The 15,628-nt window shown below is 51.1% G+C and carries 20 protein-coding genes; 15 read left to right on the top strand and 5 right to left on the bottom strand.

Annotated features, from left to right (window positions below):
* The first annotated feature begins 50 nt into the window (after positions 1 to 50).
* The 6 genes from CCE92_RS07820 to CCE92_RS07795 all read left to right on the top strand — a co-directional run bounded on the left by CCE92_RS07820 (position 51) and on the right by CCE92_RS07795 (position 5,843).
* Positions 51 to 1,406 carry a copper amine oxidase gene (locus CCE92_RS07820; protein WP_088006959.1) on the top strand — a complete coding sequence of 452 codons (1,356 nt, stop codon included), beginning with the start codon at positions 51 to 53 and terminating at the stop codon, positions 1,404 to 1,406.
* An 18-nt stretch (positions 1,407 to 1,424) separates the two neighbouring features.
* Entirely contained in the window at positions 1,425 to 2,063 is a 639-nt protein-coding gene (locus CCE92_RS07815; RefSeq protein ID WP_088006958.1) for a class F sortase, read from the top strand.
* Between the two features lie 1,161 nt (positions 2,064 to 3,224).
* Positions 3,225 to 3,773 carry a sigma-70 family RNA polymerase sigma factor gene (locus CCE92_RS07810; protein ID WP_088006957.1) on the top strand — a complete coding sequence of 183 codons (549 nt, stop codon included), beginning with the start codon at positions 3,225 to 3,227 and terminating at the stop codon, positions 3,771 to 3,773.
* Positions 3,773 to 4,834 (top strand): DUF3221 domain-containing protein, encoded by a 1,062-nt coding sequence (locus CCE92_RS07805; protein WP_088006956.1) that lies wholly within the window; start codon positions 3,773 to 3,775, stop codon positions 4,832 to 4,834. Before CCE92_RS07810 ends, CCE92_RS07805 begins: the two co-directional genes overlap by 1 nt.
* A 68-nt stretch (positions 4,835 to 4,902) precedes the next feature.
* A complete protein-coding gene (locus tag CCE92_RS07800; protein ID WP_088006955.1) occupies positions 4,903 to 5,238 on the top strand; it encodes a hypothetical protein in 336 nt (111 codons plus the stop codon).
* Positions 5,239 to 5,537: 299 nt separating this feature from the next.
* Entirely contained in the window at positions 5,538 to 5,843 is a 306-nt protein-coding gene (locus tag CCE92_RS07795; RefSeq protein WP_088006954.1) for a hypothetical protein, read from the top strand.
* Positions 5,844 to 6,131: 288 nt separating this feature from the next.
* Here the strand turns inward: CCE92_RS07795 and CCE92_RS07790 are convergent, their stop codons facing one another.
* Both CCE92_RS07790 and CCE92_RS07785 read right to left on the bottom strand, forming a co-directional pair.
* A complete protein-coding gene (locus CCE92_RS07790; RefSeq protein ID WP_088006953.1) occupies positions 6,132 to 6,668 on the bottom strand; it encodes a hypothetical protein in 537 nt (178 codons plus the stop codon).
* Between the two features lie 159 nt (positions 6,669 to 6,827).
* Positions 6,828 to 7,718, bottom strand: a complete 891-nt coding sequence (locus CCE92_RS07785; RefSeq protein WP_088007017.1) for an oxidoreductase — start codon at positions 7,716 to 7,718, stop codon at positions 6,828 to 6,830.
* A 185-nt stretch (positions 7,719 to 7,903) separates the two neighbouring features.
* Between CCE92_RS07785 and CCE92_RS07780 the strand changes: the two genes are divergently transcribed.
* From CCE92_RS07780 to CCE92_RS07770, 4 genes are all read left to right on the top strand, one after another.
* Positions 7,904 to 8,443, top strand: coding sequence for a helix-turn-helix domain-containing protein (locus tag CCE92_RS07780; protein ID WP_162287835.1), 540 nt, complete (start codon positions 7,904 to 7,906; stop codon positions 8,441 to 8,443).
* Entirely contained in the window at positions 8,440 to 9,399 is a 960-nt protein-coding gene (locus CCE92_RS07775) for an alpha/beta hydrolase (protein WP_088006951.1), read from the top strand. The genes CCE92_RS07780 and CCE92_RS07775 overlap by 4 nt, the downstream gene beginning before the upstream one ends.
* Before the next feature lie 172 nt (positions 9,400 to 9,571).
* A complete protein-coding gene (locus CCE92_RS15840) occupies positions 9,572 to 9,724 on the top strand; it encodes a hypothetical protein (protein WP_155522831.1) in 153 nt (50 codons plus the stop codon).
* A 134-nt stretch (positions 9,725 to 9,858) separates the two neighbouring features.
* Positions 9,859 to 10,638, top strand: coding sequence for a hypothetical protein (locus tag CCE92_RS07770; protein WP_088006950.1), 780 nt, complete (start codon positions 9,859 to 9,861; stop codon positions 10,636 to 10,638).
* A gap of 26 nt (positions 10,639 to 10,664) precedes the next feature.
* Here the strand turns inward: CCE92_RS07770 and CCE92_RS07765 are convergent, their stop codons facing one another.
* The 3 genes from CCE92_RS07765 to CCE92_RS07755 are packed head-to-tail and all read right to left on the bottom strand — an operon-like array spanning position 10,665 to position 12,283.
* The gene (locus CCE92_RS07765; protein ID WP_088006949.1) at positions 10,665 to 11,168 is read right to left on the bottom strand and encodes a DMT family transporter; all 504 of its coding nucleotides are present in this window, start codon (positions 11,166 to 11,168) and stop codon (positions 10,665 to 10,667) included.
* An 11-nt stretch (positions 11,169 to 11,179) separates the two neighbouring features.
* A complete protein-coding gene (locus CCE92_RS07760) occupies positions 11,180 to 11,845 on the bottom strand; it encodes a Crp/Fnr family transcriptional regulator (protein WP_088006948.1) in 666 nt (221 codons plus the stop codon).
* Between the two features lie 12 nt (positions 11,846 to 11,857).
* Positions 11,858 to 12,283, bottom strand: coding sequence for a DMT family transporter (locus tag CCE92_RS07755; protein ID WP_088006947.1), 426 nt, complete (start codon positions 12,281 to 12,283; stop codon positions 11,858 to 11,860).
* Positions 12,284 to 12,467: 184 nt separating this feature from the next.
* On the opposite strand from CCE92_RS07755, the gene CCE92_RS07750 reads away from it, so the two are divergent.
* The 5 genes from CCE92_RS07750 to CCE92_RS07730 all read left to right on the top strand — a co-directional run bounded on the left by CCE92_RS07750 (position 12,468) and on the right by CCE92_RS07730 (position 15,592).
* A complete protein-coding gene (locus CCE92_RS07750; RefSeq protein ID WP_088006946.1) occupies positions 12,468 to 12,701 on the top strand; it encodes a hypothetical protein in 234 nt (77 codons plus the stop codon).
* 31 nt (positions 12,702 to 12,732) lie between these two features.
* Positions 12,733 to 12,999 carry a phosphatase gene (locus tag CCE92_RS07745; protein ID WP_088006945.1) on the top strand — a complete coding sequence of 89 codons (267 nt, stop codon included), beginning with the start codon at positions 12,733 to 12,735 and terminating at the stop codon, positions 12,997 to 12,999.
* Positions 12,986 to 13,561 (top strand): DUF4256 domain-containing protein, encoded by a 576-nt coding sequence (locus CCE92_RS07740; RefSeq protein ID WP_241535921.1) that lies wholly within the window; start codon positions 12,986 to 12,988, stop codon positions 13,559 to 13,561. The genes CCE92_RS07745 and CCE92_RS07740 overlap by 14 nt, the downstream gene beginning before the upstream one ends.
* A gap of 193 nt (positions 13,562 to 13,754) precedes the next feature.
* Positions 13,755 to 14,750 (top strand): efflux ABC transporter ATPase subunit, DrrA-related, encoded by a 996-nt coding sequence (locus CCE92_RS07735; protein WP_088006943.1) that lies wholly within the window; start codon positions 13,755 to 13,757, stop codon positions 14,748 to 14,750.
* Positions 14,750 to 15,592 carry an ABC transporter permease gene (locus tag CCE92_RS07730; RefSeq protein ID WP_088006942.1) on the top strand — a complete coding sequence of 281 codons (843 nt, stop codon included), beginning with the start codon at positions 14,750 to 14,752 and terminating at the stop codon, positions 15,590 to 15,592. Before CCE92_RS07735 ends, CCE92_RS07730 begins: the two co-directional genes overlap by 1 nt.
* The last annotated feature ends 36 nt before the right edge of the window (positions 15,593 to 15,628 follow it).

Genomic DNA, 15,628 nt, shown 5'->3' with positions numbered 1-15,628 from the left:
CCGTTTCATCTATGAAGTCAATTACAACAGACGAAAAGGAGAGATTCACAATGAATTGGAAAAAGACATTTGTTGCCATGCCGCTCAGTTTTTCTTTGCTCATGTCAGGTGCGGCGCTGACTGTTAGCGCGCATAACGGGGAGAAGCATGAAACACCGGCTGTCTCGACACCGGCGTCGGACCTGCGTGCGGCACTTGACGCGTTACTGTCGGAACATGCTTACCTCGCGGTCATCACGATGCAGAAAGGAATCGACGGCGCAGCAGATTTCGAAGAATCGGCAGCCGCACTCCAAGCGAATACGGATGATTTGTCGGCTGCTGTCGCTTCCGTCTATGGGGAAGAGGCCGGCCAGCAATTCAAGGAAATCTGGAGCAGTCACATCGGCTATTTCGTGGATTATGTGACAGCTTCCGCGGCCGGTGACGAGGCGGCGAAAGAAGCGGCGCTGGCGAATCTCGCAGAATACAAAGCGGAGCAGGCAGCGTTCCTTGAAACGGCGACAGAAGGCCGGCTGAAAGCATCTGAACTTGAAGAAGGGCTTCAGATGCATATCGACCAGCTCATTTGGGCGTTTGAGAATTATACGATGGAAGACTTCGATAAGACGTATGAGAACCTGCGTCACTCGCTGCATCATATGTTTGGATTCGGCAAAGGGCTTGCCTGGGCGATTACGGACCAGTTCCCTGAAAAATTCGGGAATACCAGCGTGGACACACTGGCAGCCGATCTCCGCGCGGACTTGAATTATCTCCTGTCTGAGCATGCGGCGCTGGCAATTTCCGCCATGCAGAAGGGGATCGACGGAGCGCCCGACTTCGAAGCTGCAGCCGCGGCACTGACTGCGAATACGGATGACCTGTCCGCCGCCATCGGTTCGGTTTATGGCGAGGAAGCAGCCCAGCAGTTCAAGGATATCTGGAGCAGCCATATCGGTTACTTCGTCGATTATGTAACGGCAACTGCCGCCGGTGATGAAGCGGCGAAAGAAGCGGCAATTGCGGCGCTTGAGGAATATAAAGCGGAACAGGCGGCATTCCTCGAAGCCGCGACAGACGGACGGCTGAAAGCGGAAGATGTGGAAGCGGCCCTTGACATGCACGTCGAAGAACTGCTAACCGCGTTCAACAGCTACACTGAAAAGGATTATGCTGCTGCTTACTCGGCGATCCGGGAAGCCTACGCGCATATGTTCGGTGTTGGCACTGTCCTTTCCAGCGCGATCGTCGATCAGTTTCCGGAAAAATTCGAAGCGGAAATGCCGACAGAAATGCCGAAAACCGGCATGGGCGGAATGGCCGATGAAGGAGACTATGCGGCAGAAATCGCTGTCAGCCTGATGGCGCTTGGTGCGGTGAGCCTGCTGGCCGTTAGACGCCGCGAAGCGAAAAACGAAGGGTAAGAAGGGAGGCCGGTTAAGATGAAGCTGCTGACGATGACTCTGGCGATTTTCCTCTTGGCCGGCTGCGCTTCAGAAGCCGGACCGGAGATTGCCGCAGCGGAAGTCGAAAAGAGTACGGAACCATCGAAATCGGATGATGCGCCGCGACCTGCCCGGCTGAAGGAAGAGCCGGCACCATCAGCTGAAGGAAGGGTGATCAAAGAGGAAAGGACGGTGCTGGATGCGGAGCGGATCCGGATCAGCGCAATCGGTATCGACGCCAACATCATTGATGTCGGTGTGCTGCCGAATGGCCAGATGGATGTGCCGGTAAACACGGATGAAGTCGGCTGGCTGACTTCTGGCGCCCGGCCCGGAGAACGGGGAAATGCGATCATGGCCGGCCATGTCGATTCCGGTACCGGTCCCGCCGTCTTCTATCAGCTGCCGGACCTTGTGCCGGATGATGAAATTGTGATTGAAGGAAAAGACGGGAAACAGCTGACCTACCGGGTTACTTCCGTCGAACAATACAAGACATCCGGCTCTCCGGTTGACAGGATTTTTGATTACGCATTCAGCAGTCAGCTGATATTGATCACCTGCACGGGGGATTTTGTTGAAGAGACGGGCAATTACGAAGACCGGCTTGTCGTCACGGCGGAGTTAATGAAATGATTGAAGAAGCCGTCCGATAGCCATCAAGTTAGGAAACTGAACAGAATATTTCAATGTCCTCTCAGGGTGCGCTACCTTTCTTTAAATACTAAAAGAAAGGTGGCGTTTTTGTGGAATAAGATGAGGAAACTAACGGCTCTTCCGAGAGTGGTGAATGGAATTGCTTGCTTGAATTCCTTCACCTTTACGAACGTATATATGATAGACGGTATTATAGCCTTCAGCTCCTCCAACACCCCCGCCGAAGTTTAAGATTTTTATGCGGTAATCTACCCCGCTTGTTTTAAGCTTTTCAATCATCTCAAAATTCTGCTGCACGTCCGTACTGGAAAACACCAATTCCCATCTTCTGAATAGTGTGCCTAAAAACTTGAATAGCAAATTACGGAATCTGGTCCTTATTTACTCCCTCCCATTCATTTGAACCATCTTCAATTCTTTATATAAGGTACTAGCGATCGGCTGACGAAAAGTAATAACACGTTATTTAAATCTGGGTAAAACTAAGTGTATTTTTACTGTTCCTAAGATTTAAAGTGAGTATGCAGTCTTAACACAAAAGAGGAAAGGTATTACTAAACCGTGTCATTTTTATACTTACTCAGTTTACCGGTGCCAATTTTGATGAGTCAATTTCATTTTACCATAGGAAGGTTGAATTATATGAAAAATCGGACAAAAATGGGAAATACAAGAGAGAAGAGGTCCTTGAGGATGCAGGAATGTCGGAAATGGAATTGAATTAACTTAAGAAATATCGTTCGAACAGTATAAGAGGTATAGCAAAATTCAAAAGAACTGGAATGGAAAACCAAATGACAGCATTAGAAGAAAGTTTATACGTCTATTAACAGCAATTTAAAGAATGGTTAGAAAAAGAAAATGAATGTGCTGAAATCGGCGCCTTTTGTGCAGGTTATGGTTCCTGACACTCTTATTGCTAAAGCAGTAGGTTTCCAATCAGGTCTATCTGAAATCATACTAATTAAAAATAAAATTAACCATTTAAATATACTCAGTTTGCGAGAGGAAACGGAACCAGTTACAAATAAACGGGAATTCTTATATGGCTATTTTTTATTCATATCAAACTGAAACTAATAATGCTTCCGATTCGTCTTAGCGATACTATAACTCGTGCCCGGAGAAAGGAGGGGAAGGATGGATATACCCGACAGAACTGAAAACATTTCGGACAGTAAAAGTGCTGAAGAATGGCTGGAAGTCGTAATGGATGACTACGGAGAATCGCTGACTAGACTTGCTTTTACTTATTTAAAAGATTGGGAAATGGCTCAGGACGTGGTACAGGAAGTGTTTGTCACAGTATTTCAGCAGCGTCACACATATTCGGAAATCAAGTCATTCAAAGCATGGATTTATCGCATAACGATCAACCGATGTAAAGATATCCTGAAAAGCTCTTGGCAGAAAAGAGTGGTCATGGGAACCCGATTTTTCAATCTTTCCCGTTCTGAAACTCCTTCTCCTGAACAGCTTGCTGTCAGCAGAAGTGAGGAAGAGGCATTACTGGGGCACATTTTCAAGCTGCCTGTAAAATACAGAGAAGTTTTGCTCTTGTACTATTATCAGAACTTAACAATTCCTGAGATCAGCCAATTATTGAGTCTTCAAGAGAATACCATCAAAACCAGGATGCGCCGGGGGAAAAATAGACTGAAGACGATACTGGAAGGGAGGGGGTTCTGATGGAGGATAAACTGGAGAAGTTGCGAAAGACAGCAAATAAGACCATATTCCGTGAAAAGCGATTTAACGAAGAACAAAAAAGAAAAGTGTTCCGACAGATTAGAAAAGAACAGAGTCCCAAAAATGAAGGGTTTCATCGTGTCCTTACAGCAGTATTCATTTTTTGTTTCGTCAGCTTTACTGGCTACTTGTTCAGCCAAGAGATAAAAGTTGACGAAGAAAGAAATTCGAAGGAAGGAATTTTCCACTCTGACGGACCCGCCGATTCGCTTAATAAGCATATAATCCAACTCAAGGGACCTCTTGATCCGAATGTTCCATTTGTACTTCCCGGAAGCTCACCATCTGCGCCTGATACTGATATAGAGAAGGTTTTGAACCTGAACGGGATTGAGCTGACTCGCAAAAACACATCCATTAGTCTAAATGTAACCATTAAAGAAGATTCTGCAGACATTTCAATGGAAGGCAAAATTCAAATGGGACACCAATCAGTCGGTGTCAATGGTACCGGGTGGGTAACACCTGTTGAAATTGGAGAAGAAAATTACTACTATGCAAGTTTGGATATGACTTATAGTAAGGCAGAGAAGCAAGGTGAAGATGTCAATTTAGGCGCAGGCGGTGGAATCTTTTACCTGGGCACGGATGACCCCAATGACTTTCGGGGAACCATCACGATCAGTAATTCGGACGGTGCAGTAGGACTGTCTTTCGGTGAGGGAATGGACATTTCCCGTCTCATTGAAAATAAACTAAGTGAAATGGAAGAAAAGAAGGGAACTAACACTGAAACAACGGGACATGTACTTTCTGTATCCGATTCATCAGTCTGGGTCGTTCCCGGTTTAAGTGAAGAGGAGTTACAACTATCTTGGGAAGAGTTATGGGGAAAATATAAAGGGGATGGAATCGTTTTCACCTTGGAGGAGATAGATCACTCGACGATTTCCAAGCTGGAAGGGGGGCAACAAATCCACGTTAAGCACAGTCCGGCGTTCATATATTCTAGTCCTCCACAAACAGCAGCGATAGAGGTAAAAAATTTAAGTGGCAAGTAAACGGCATCGAACCTTTGGATAAATTCCACTTCAAATAATTCCTGCTTAAAGCTATGGAGAGGATTTCTATGAGGAAAATAATAGTTTTCAATTTTTTTCTTGCCATGTTAACAGCATGTTCTCCTATGTCTGCTGAAAAAGAACTGCCAATTGAAATGATTGCGTTCAATAGTCTTTCTGACAAGGAGCAAGAGCTTATTCCAACGAGTCCTAAAGATTCTGTAGTAATTAAAAAAGCGGTATCTCCTGAAATCCAATCCAAAATCGACTCTAACTATGATGAAGAAGAGATTTATTTGGTTGTATTCAATAACACAGCCACCGCTACAACTGGAAATCTGGTTGTATTTATTGATCTGGCCAAAAGGAGTGTAGTAGGTAAAGGGGTCCAAGAGCTGGATTAATTGGAGCTGGAGTAACTTGAGCGTAATTGAGTTACATTTAAGTTAGTCAGAAGTTCAAACGAACCGTTGATGTGCCACTTGCATATTGCATTGTTTAGATATGGGATATATACAATTTCACCAAGTGATAAACGGAGTGAATTGAAGTAGGAAAATTTTATGGAGAACAGATTAATGAATCCTTACGTAATCGGAGCGCGATAAAGTTTAGGGATACATTTTATCCCTTTATCCAATAGAATTGCTTAACATAGTCACTAAAAAAGCTTGATTACTTAATATAAGAGAGAGGTTCTTTGATGAGAAATAACCAAATCAGCTTGATTGTGGTCTTCTTGCTGGCTACCGTTTTATGTTTTTTCGGGCAAGAGACGGCTTACTTTTTAAGTGAAAACTCCGTGCCCATTCATCCTGTTTATTACCTGACTGGAATGACAGTGCTCGGCATTTTTTTATACTTGATAGCGGGTTTCTTACTGCTTCGTTTGTTCAAGAAACAAGGCGCCGCTGAAAAAAGTCGTATGTTCTATTTGTTAATATTTTTTATAGTAGCGCCCAGTGCCTCGGCTTGGGCATTTTTTGTAACAGTTATGTGGTGGGGATAATTATGAAACTCTCCAGTAAAATTCGACGATAAATTTATATGGTCGCCAATTCATCTTCCTTTTCCCAAAGTATTATGCCTGGAAATTGCACGGTGATTTACAGCAGGTCTACTTTGTTATAATCTTTGTCGGTTGGAGTGAATTCCCAGTAAATAGGATTGATAATCAGTTCTTAAATCTCAATCCAACTGCGATTTAGAAGTCATTTTTGATAGTGACTTACCTATTTTGCGAGAGAGAACAGAACCTATTCAGGGAAATCCCCTCCTTGTCCCGCCAACTGCATTTTTAGTTTTCGGGCCGGCGAAGGCCGATAGCTTCTAAGCTTCCTTGGTCTATCAAAACTTTATACGGTTGGATAAAATTCGGGGAATCATAAAACACTTCCCAAACTTCCTGATTGTCATACTCCAGGCTATCCAATTCAGCATAAGGATCGCTGGCGTTACTGATGCCGGTTTCTATATGAGCATCCGTTCTTGCAGAGGCTGCTATTTCTTCTTTAATATCGCCCGGCAGGTATGCCCAGGCGGTTTCCCGCAAATCAGTATATAAATCATTCGGCAACCGCTCGACATGGATGACTTCATATTCCGGCTGGTCCCATACATCAGTATCCGTTTCAGGTGCCGAGTACGTGATCCGTACGACTTCGCCTAACTCGAACTCCTCAGGTTCATCTACATATAACGGATTGCGGCCGATCCATATTTCCTTTTCTTCTTCGCTTATTTTTGTAATCTCCCCGGTGACGGTCAGTTCCTCCTTGTTCATCGAGCAAGCAGTAAGGAAAAGCAGGATACCGATCAATATATGAGTTTTCATCCTATCCTCCTCCTAAATGAGCAGGCAGCATTTTTCATGTCCCGCATCTTATGGAAATGCTGGAGAAGGGGCAGTACCCATGCGTTTCCTGTCCGTTCTCACAAGCACCTGCAATATTTCCACTTCAGAATAAAACAAGTAAACACACCAACATCTTACTTAAGAAAAATCATACACGACGCCCGTCATTTCCTCCGAGACATTCCACAGCCGCTCCGCCGTCTTTTCATCCAGCGCCGCAGGGTCCGGCCGCTCCAGCGTCGGATAGCCTTTCCGCTGCCCTTTGCCATCGGGACCGATGTATTCGCCGCCTGTCAGGTTCGGGGCCGTCGCTGCGTAAATGGTCGGCAGCGCTCCCATTTCCGGTGTCTGGAGCAGTTTCCCGGCCAGTTTCTTCAGGAATTCCGGCGCGTCTTTCTGTCCGATCTTGAACAGGTTCGTCGCGGAAATGCCTGGGTGGCAGGCGATGCTGATCGTCTCCAGTCCGTGCGCTTTAAGCCGCCTGTCCAGTTCCTTTGCGAACAGCAGATTCGCGAGTTTGCTCTGACCGTAGAACTGCATCGGTCTATAGCCGTCCGCCCCGTCCAGATTATCGAAATCGATGGAAGCATTCCGGTGGGCGAGACTGCTGATCGTCACCACGCGCGAGTCCGGCGTGTTCTTCAGCAGCGGCAGAAGCATGCCGGTGAGCGCGAAATGGCCGAGATGGTTGCTGCCGAACTGCAGCTCGAAGCCATCCGCGGTCTGTGAAAGAGGCGGCGTCATCACGCCGGCATTGTTGACGAGAAGATCCAGTTTCTCGTATCGGGTGCTGACGTGTTCCGCAAATGCCCGGATGCTTGAAAGGTCGGCGATGTCCAGTTCCTGCACATCGACGCGCGCATCCGGGTGGTTTTCCTGAATGCGGGCCACGGCGTCATGGCCTTTGCCGATCCGCCTGACCGCCAATAAGACACGAAACCCGCGACCCGCAAAAGCTTTAGCCGCTTCGAATCCGATACCGCTGTTTCCGCCTGTCACAATGGCGGTCTTTCCGTTCATTGAAATCATTTCCACATGTTCTCCTCCTGTTCGTTCCTTGCTGATACAGTACCAGAAGGGCGGATTCCAGACAAATTTTTCCGCTCCCGACCGGAAGCGGTTTGTGGTTTGAATAGTATCATTATTGATTTTGATAATAAAAGAAGTTATACTTTCTCTAAAGACCTGCCACTCTTATGAAAGGAGGCGATGATATGGACAGCCAGCTGGATCTTCTTCTCCACCCGGTGCGGATGCGGATCGTCCAGACGCTGATGCCGGAATTGACACTGACCGTGCAGGAAATGGAACAGCAGTTGGACGATATCCCGCCGGCGACCCTTTACCGTCATGTCAATAAACTGAAAGAAGCCGGAATACTGGAAATCCGGCACCAGGAACAGATCAGGGGAACAGTGAAAAACAGCTACAGCTTATCGCAGCAGCTTTTCCAGACACCGAGTGCCGATATCTCGACCATTTCCGACGAAGAGAACATGAAGTATTTCACCGCGTTCACCGCTTACCTGCAGGCTGAATACCAGCGTTATTTGTCACAGCCGGACAAAGACTTCATCCGGGACGGCGTCAGTTTCCGGACGGCCAGTGTGTTTGCGACGGATGAGGAATTCGAAGACTGGATCCGGGAGTACCGCAGCGTCATGGCCAAACTGACCGGCAATAAGCCGGGAAACAAGCGGCGGCAGCGGACGATCAGCACAATCATCATACCAGGGAAGGGCGAAGGGAAATGATGTTCACAGAACAGGAAATACGGATTGAAGGCGCTGCGGCGCTTGCGGGTACGCTGACACTTCCGAAGGAGGGCGCGGGACCTTTCCCGGCTGTCGTTTTTGTGCACGGCAGCGGCGACATCGACCGGAACGGCAACGCCAAACGGCTGCCGATCAATGCCTACAAGGAATTGGGTGACTTGGCCGCGTCGCTCGGATTCGCTACGGTGCGCTATGACAAGCGCGGGGTCGGGAAAAGCGAAGGGGATTTCTACAGCGCGGGGCTGTTCGATTTGATCGATGATGTGGAGCGCGTCGTGCAGTTTGCAGCCTCCCATCCCGCCATCGACGAAAATGGCCTCATTCTGCTCGGCCACAGTGAAGGCGCCCTCATTGCTCCTGCGGTCAATAAACGGCAGAATGTGCAAGGCATGATCCTGATTGCCGGGACTGCAGAGCCGCTCGGTGATACAACTGCCTGGCAGCGGGCGCAGATGAAAGAGGACATGCAGACAAAGACCGGATTCCAAGGGTTTATTCTACGGCTTTTGAAAGTCGACCAGAAAATCGAGAAAATGAACACGCAAATGGCGGAAAAGCTTTTATCGAGTGATGAACCGGTCATGCGGTTCAAGGGCCAGAAAATCAACGCGAAATGGAACCGGGAGCACGGACAGTACGACGTGCGGGATTATTTGCCGGATGTGACGTGCCCGGTGCTCGCCGTCACCGGCCAGAAGGATGTCCAGGTGAAACCCGAACAAGTCCAAGGCATTTGCGGACTCGTCAGCGGACCGTGCGAAGCGCGGCTTATTCCGGATATGACGCACATCCTCCGGAAAACGGATAAGGACCCGTCCATCAGCAGCATCATGAACGATTATAAGAAGCAGATCAAAGAGCCGGTCGATGACGAGCTGAAACAAGTGATTGGGGATTGGCTGAGAGCGTGGAAAAGTCATTACCGCCAGCAATGAATGAAGCGTGAGCGCCCGCTGCAGTGGCGCTTTTTTTCATGGAGCGGGAAATGATTGCTTGGCGTATTACACGATTGGGCTGAGCACTCAGAAACCAAACCGAAAAAGCAGTTGGGTTAAGACCGGAGACCTTTCGGGTATTGAGTAAGGAGACGATTGGGGAGGAGATAGAATGGATACATTGTTATTCCTTTTAGTCGTAATCGCAATAGTCGTTGTATCGCTCGGTCTTCTGATTGCCGGTACTGTGTATTTAATGAAACGGAGAAAAAGACGGACCGATTTGACGACCGGTCATCACGACCAAGTGCAGAGACGCAAATAGCAGGAGTGAAAGAGAGTGCCGAAACCGCACTTTCTTTTTTTATGCAGTTTAATGGCAAGCAATGAATGTATGGTAAAGTAAAAATAGTAACAATATTCAATTTAAACGACATCCTGAGCAAGGGGGCTGTCCACATGAAGAATTTGGTCTCACTTTTGACAGCGGCGATCTTCCTTGCCGCTTGCGGCGGACCCGGCACGCTGGAAGAAGCGTACGAGGCGCACATCGAGCAGCTTGGAATTCCGGAAAATAACTTCCTTGTCACACTCCATGAACAAGCCGACGGCGGATATGCGGTGTTCTGGCGGAAAGAAGATGGCAAGGAGACCTACAATGTGTCGTGGTTCGACCAAACGGAGGATGGCTGGAATTGGGCAAGGGCGGACGACTGCAACGCGCAATGGTCGGTGTATGCCGGAGTCGATAAACCGTACCTGTACTGCGGCCTCCTGCCGGCGGATACGGACCAAGTGTTCATCGGTGAGCAGGAAGCGCAGATCGTCAAGATCGACGACGGGCGCAAGATCTGGTTCGGCCGGAGTGAAACAGCGGATCCTGTTCTGACGGCGGTGACCGGCAGCTCCACCGATGTGCTGAATGAAACGAAAATAACGGAAGAAGACTTGTCGGAGCTTCAGCTGCCGCGGGACTTCATCAAATACGATGGCCGCCTGTATACCCGGACCCCGGAAGAATTCATCGGGGAAAACGAAATCGAGTCCGGCAAAAAATACTTGATCGGCGAAATCCAGGAGAAAGCGGACGACCCGAAAGGCGCGGACGAGTTTTCGGCCGGCGCGCTCCGTGTCGGCACCGCGATTTATTCACCGAACCCTAAAGGGGAATTCGCGGGTGTGCTGATCGCTGAAACTCCCGTGGGAGATTTCCAGTACCGGTACTTGCCGGAGGAGTAGAGCCGGTTCCTCCGGACAGTCCTGTTTCAGTTCCTGGAAGAAGGTGCGGGGGCGGATCCCTTCCGGAAGGCAGGGAATGCAGCGCGCTTCCGGCTTCGGGACGGTCCGAGCTGGAACAGCACCACACCGCCGCTGATCATCAGGACGCCGATGAGGGACTGCCAAGTGAACGGAACTTGCTGCAGTCCGAGCCAGCCGAGCGTATCCCACATCAGGCCGAAGAAGATTTGAGAGACCATGACGAGGGAGATGGCGCTGCTCGGCCCGAGCATCTGGACTCCTTGCGTCACACAGACGACCACGCCGATGCCGACAAGCCCGCTGAACCAGAACCACGGTTCCGCTGTGAAACGGAACAGGGCGGTTCCTTCGGATAAAAGGCCAGCGGCGAACGAGGCGATGAAGCCCAGTCCGAGCACAAGTGCCGTCGTGGACCAGATGCTGACCCGTTTTTTCACGTTTGCATTGAATGTATTCTGCAGGGCGACGAACATGCCGCCCGCCAGTGCAAGAAGGATTCCGATTGCCATGGGATCCGCTCCTATTCGTAAATATTGTGGCCGGCCTGCTCCAGCAGGGCCGCCCGGTTGTGGATGGTGATCTTTCCGCGTTTTTTCGAGATCCAACCCGCCTGTTCGAATTGTTCCAGCACGCGGTTCAAATGGCGGTAGCTTGTGCCGATCAGATCCGCCATGTCGACAAGCGGTGTGGAATCGATGACGGGTTTATTCGGCGTCATGGAAAGCAAGTAACTCGCGATGCGGACATCGACAGGGTACAGGAGATTGAAGTTCATTACGTGGGTTTTGAGCTCGAATTTCCGCGTGATCGTCTCAAGGAGGAACTGCAGCCAGGCGGGATTGTCCGCCATCTCTTGCCGGAGGACCGTGTACGGAATCCGGATTGCCGTGAGATCGGTGACAGCTTCCACCGTATTGATCAGCGGGCATTCCCGGATGTACTCGATATCGCCGACCAGGTCGAACGGCGTTTTGAACGCCAGGATCAGCCGCTTGCCTTCCGGTGACAGCATCGAGATCTTGATTTTTCCCTCGATGAGCAAGTAAAGGGCGTGCGCTTCATCCCCTTGCGAAAACAGGCGTTCTCCGCCTTTATATGTCTCCAGCCGCATCTCCTGCCGGACGTGTTCCGGGAACAGGTTCCCGAGGCTGAACCGGTCGAGGCTCGAGTTGATCCGTTCATCCATTTCGTTTCCTCCTTACCACTTCAGGACAATGACTCCCGCGATCATCAGCACGAGACCGGCGATCTGAGGGCGCCCGATTTTCTTTTTCGGCATATCCAGCCAGCCCCTGCTGTCGATGACGACGGCTGACAGGAGCTGCGCCACGAGGAAAATGCCGATGGTCATCGTCACGCCCATCAAATGGACCGCGGTCATGTTGCTGAACAGGACGAACGCGGCCAGCGTGCCGCCGGATGCGTAAAGCGGGGAGATTTGATTCAGCTGCCGGTACGAGGTATCTCTCAGGACGAGCACGATGGCCACCGCAGCGAGAAAACCGGTGAATTGCGTCAGCGTGGCGGCCTGCCATGTTCCGGTCTGCTGGCTGATGACCGCATTGGCGGCGCTTTGGAACGTCAGGAAAAACCCTCCGGCGAGCGCGAATAAAATTCCTTTCATCAGTGAATCGCCTCCTTTACGGCCTACAGTACAGAATCGAGAAAACCGCCGAAAGGACATATGTCCCATTATGGCGAGAATAAGGGAAGTTGTCGAGAGAACGGCCTGCGGTTTCACCGAACTATGGTAGAGTTTAACTAAGTGAGACCATGTCAGACGGAAGCGAAGAAAAGGGGGAGATGACTTGATCCGGAAAATCAATGTCACGCTAGCAGTGGCGGTCCTCGCATTGTACATCGGGAGCCTTGTCATGGAGGGAATCAGTTTCATGGCAGCTTATCCGCTCCTTGCGGTGATGTTCCTCCTGTACGGGATCGAAAGCGTCCGGTGCGGCAGGAAAGGAATAGGAGCTATCTATTTTTCATTCAGCTGCTTTCTTCTGGCGTTTTTGACCGGCAGCCTGCTCGGCTGGATTTGAACGGTGTACATACAAAGGGGGAGAGTCCACTGTGAAGAAAGCTGTGACAGGATTGCTGCTTCTGCTGACCGGAGCCGTCGTGTACGGATCGTCACTGGTCGCGGCGGCGGTCTATTCAGAAGTGATTATGAACACAAGCTGGGACACCCGATATGGCATTTTTGGCACCGCTTTAAGGGAAGTGGGGACACTTCCGCTGTCGCTTGCCGCCCTGGTAAGCGCGGCCGGACTTTTTTTCATCGTGCAAGCACTTAGAGAAGACTGGAAACAGAAAGGGGATCGACATGGCAATGAATGATGGACACGGAAGCGGACTGACGGCGGAACAGCGGGAAGAATTGCTGCGGGCGGCGGAAGCCCGTTTCAACCAGAACATGCACCGTCACGAAGGAATCGAGTGGACGGACATCCGGGACCGGCTGGAGGCGGCGCCGGAAAAATTAATGGCTTTGCATGAAATGGAACAAAGCGGAGGGGAACCCGATGTCATCCGACTCCCGGATGCGGCCGATGAGCCGGTCTTCATGGATTGCTCGCCGGAAAGCCCAAAAGGCCGGCGGAGCTGCTGCTACGACCAGGAAGCGCTGGAATCGCGGAAAAAACATAAACCGGAATTCAGTGCGCTCCAAATAGCTGCGGAAATGGGCGTTGATCTGCTGACGGAAGAACAATACCGCGCCCTCCAGACACTCGGCGAATTCGATAAGAAGACATCGAGCTGGATCCGGACGCCGGATGATGTCCGGAAACTCGGTGGGGCACTTTTCTGCGACCGGCGCTACGGCCGGGTCTTCACATACCATAACGGAGCGGATTCTTACTATGCCGCCCGGGGATTCCGCGGATTGCTGCGGGTCTGACACTGGCACCCGCACGGAACCAGGTCGCGGGAGTTTGACTTCGCTGCATTCCGCAGCTAGTTTCAGGGAATAAAATCGCTGATTTTTCAGACAGTTAACTTGCGCCGGAATGATGAAAGGCGTATGCTGATATAGAACAAGTGTTCCTTTTTTGCTGTCTGGTTTTATTGATAACCAATCAGAGGTGATCGGAATGGAAGGACTGCAAACAGCATCACCGGAGACCGAATGGGCGGTTGAAGCGCATGGCCTCGTCAAAGTCTTCGGCAAGCATCGCGCCGTAGACGGCGTCGACCTGGCGATCAGGAAAGGGACGGTGTACGGGTTTTTAGGACCGAACGGAGCAGGGAAAACGACGACCATCCGAATGCTCGCCACATTGCTGAAACCGGACGGCGGGACCGCCCGGATTTTCGGTCATGACCTGTCCAGGGAAGCGGATGACATCCGGAACCGCATCAGCCTGACGGGCCAGTATGCCTCCATCGATGAAGATTTGACCGGCATTGAAAACCTCATCCTGATGGCGCGGCTGATGGGCTACAGCCGGCGGGAAGCGAAAGGGCGCGCGGACGAATTGCTGCGGGCGTTCGGCCTCGAAGACGCGGCAAAGCGGCAAGTGAAAAACTATTCAGGCGGCATGCGGAGGCGGATCGATATCGCCGCCAGTATTGTGGTGACGCCGGATCTCTTGTTTCTGGATGAACCGACGACAGGGCTCGACCCGAGAAGCCGGAATCAGGTGTGGGCGATTATCCGGACACTGGTCCGGGCCGGGACGACGGTATTGCTCACCACGCAATACTTGGAGGAGGCGGATCAGCTGGCGGACCGGATTGCGGTCATCCATGACGGAAAGATCATAGCGGAAGGCTCCAGCGCCGAATTGAAAGCATCGGTCGGCAGCGGCACATTCCATGTTGAGCTGGCAAATGCGGATGACCGGGACCGGGCAGCGGCCATTCTCGAAAAACGCCTGGCGATGGCTGTTTTCAGTGCAGGCGACCCGTCCGCCCTGACGGCGCAGGTCGAGGACCCTTCCCTCGCAGCGGAAGCGCTTGGCGAGCTGGCCAGGGAACGGATTGCGGTCAGTGATTTTTCTTTCGGCAGACCGAGTCTCGATGAAGTGTTTCTGACACTGACCGGACAATCTGTGAGTCCGGACGCGCACACCGAGGAGGAATCTTGATGACGGACGTTATTGAACGGAGGGAAACCGACAATCCGGACGCGCGGCTGCACGCGGCGGTCGCTTCCGGAAACCGGCCCGCCCGGCCGAATGCCGCGGCTTCTACTGCCGCGTTCGCCACACGGGCGCTGCTTCGGATCAAGCATGTGCCGGAGCAGATGTTCGATGTCACGGTTTTCCCGATCATTTTCCTGCTGATGTTCACGTACTTGTTCGGGGGTGCGATTGCCGGGTCGACCGCCGATTACCTCCAGTTCCTGCTTCCCGGCATCCTGGTCATGACCGTTGCCCAAATCACCATCTACACGGGAATCGATTTGAACAACGACATCCGGAAAGGCATTTTCGACCGGTTCCGCACACTGCCGATCTGGCTGCCGTCGGCGCTGGTCGGCGCGCTGCTCGTGGATGTCATCCGGTACACCATCGCTTCCGCCATCATGATCGCGCTCGGGTTTGCGCTCGGGTTCCGGCCGGAAGGAGGGGCGATGGGCCTCTTCAGTGCCGTTTTGCTGATCCTGGTGTTCGCATTCAGCTTTTCATGGATCTGGACAGTTTTCGGACTGATCGTCCGTTCGGAAAAAACCTTGATGATGATCAGCTTCATGGTCCTGATGCCGCTGACCTTCGTCAGCAACGTCTTTGTCGCACCAGAAACATTGCCGTCATGGCTCCAGGGATTTGTCGAAATCAATCCGATCTCCCTCCTTGCCACGGCGGTCCGCGGACTCATGCACGGAACGGCAACGGCGGGGGATGTGCTCTGGGTCCTGATCGTCTCGGTGGTCATGACCGCCATTTTCGCCCCGATCACGCTTTACTTATACCGGAATAAAAACTGAGCGCCGTTTCTGCTACACTGGAGACAGCGGATTGAA

This window comes from Indiicoccus explosivorum (genome assembly GCF_002167005.1).
Lineage (GTDB): Bacteria > Bacillota > Bacilli > Bacillales_A > Planococcaceae > Indiicoccus > Indiicoccus explosivorum.
Note: the sequence above shows the minus strand (reverse complement) of the source record. Positions and strands in the feature narration are given on the sequence as shown.

What these genes read in the sequence shown, in the direction of transcription:
- CCE92_RS07775 (WP_088006951.1), top strand. Translation starts at nt 8,440, where the DNA reads ATGATGTTCACAGAACAGGAAATACGGATTGAAGGCGCTGCGGCGCTT.
- CCE92_RS07815 (WP_088006958.1), top strand. Translation starts at nt 1,425, where the DNA reads ATGAAGCTGCTGACGATGACTCTGGCGATTTTCCTCTTGGCCGGCTGC.
- CCE92_RS07765 (WP_088006949.1), bottom strand. Translation starts at nt 11,168, where the DNA reads ATGGCAATCGGAATCCTTCTTGCACTGGCGGGCGGCATGTTCGTCGCC.
- CCE92_RS07785 (WP_088007017.1), bottom strand. Translation starts at nt 7,718, where the DNA reads ATGATTTCAATGAACGGAAAGACCGCCATTGTGACAGGCGGAAACAGC.
- CCE92_RS07820 (WP_088006959.1), top strand. Translation starts at nt 51, where the DNA reads ATGAATTGGAAAAAGACATTTGTTGCCATGCCGCTCAGTTTTTCTTTG.
- CCE92_RS07810 (WP_088006957.1), top strand. Translation starts at nt 3,225, where the DNA reads ATGGATATACCCGACAGAACTGAAAACATTTCGGACAGTAAAAGTGCT.
- CCE92_RS07770 (WP_088006950.1), top strand. Translation starts at nt 9,859, where the DNA reads ATGAAGAATTTGGTCTCACTTTTGACAGCGGCGATCTTCCTTGCCGCT.
- CCE92_RS07800 (WP_088006955.1), top strand. Translation starts at nt 4,903, where the DNA reads ATGAGGAAAATAATAGTTTTCAATTTTTTTCTTGCCATGTTAACAGCA.
- CCE92_RS07795 (WP_088006954.1), top strand. Translation starts at nt 5,538, where the DNA reads ATGAGAAATAACCAAATCAGCTTGATTGTGGTCTTCTTGCTGGCTACC.
- CCE92_RS07790 (WP_088006953.1), bottom strand. Translation starts at nt 6,668, where the DNA reads ATGAAAACTCATATATTGATCGGTATCCTGCTTTTCCTTACTGCTTGC.
- CCE92_RS07735 (WP_088006943.1), top strand. Translation starts at nt 13,755, where the DNA reads ATGGAAGGACTGCAAACAGCATCACCGGAGACCGAATGGGCGGTTGAA.
- CCE92_RS07755 (WP_088006947.1), bottom strand. Translation starts at nt 12,283, where the DNA reads ATGAAAGGAATTTTATTCGCGCTCGCCGGAGGGTTTTTCCTGACGTTC.
- CCE92_RS07730 (WP_088006942.1), top strand. Translation starts at nt 14,750, where the DNA reads ATGACGGACGTTATTGAACGGAGGGAAACCGACAATCCGGACGCGCGG.
- CCE92_RS07760 (WP_088006948.1), bottom strand. Translation starts at nt 11,845, where the DNA reads ATGGATGAACGGATCAACTCGAGCCTCGACCGGTTCAGCCTCGGGAAC.
- CCE92_RS07740 (WP_241535921.1), top strand. Translation starts at nt 12,986, where the DNA reads ATGGCAATGAATGATGGACACGGAAGCGGACTGACGGCGGAACAGCGG.
- CCE92_RS07805 (WP_088006956.1), top strand. Translation starts at nt 3,773, where the DNA reads ATGGAGGATAAACTGGAGAAGTTGCGAAAGACAGCAAATAAGACCATA.
- CCE92_RS15840 (WP_155522831.1), top strand. Translation starts at nt 9,572, where the DNA reads ATGGATACATTGTTATTCCTTTTAGTCGTAATCGCAATAGTCGTTGTA.
- CCE92_RS07780 (WP_162287835.1), top strand. Translation starts at nt 7,904, where the DNA reads ATGGACAGCCAGCTGGATCTTCTTCTCCACCCGGTGCGGATGCGGATC.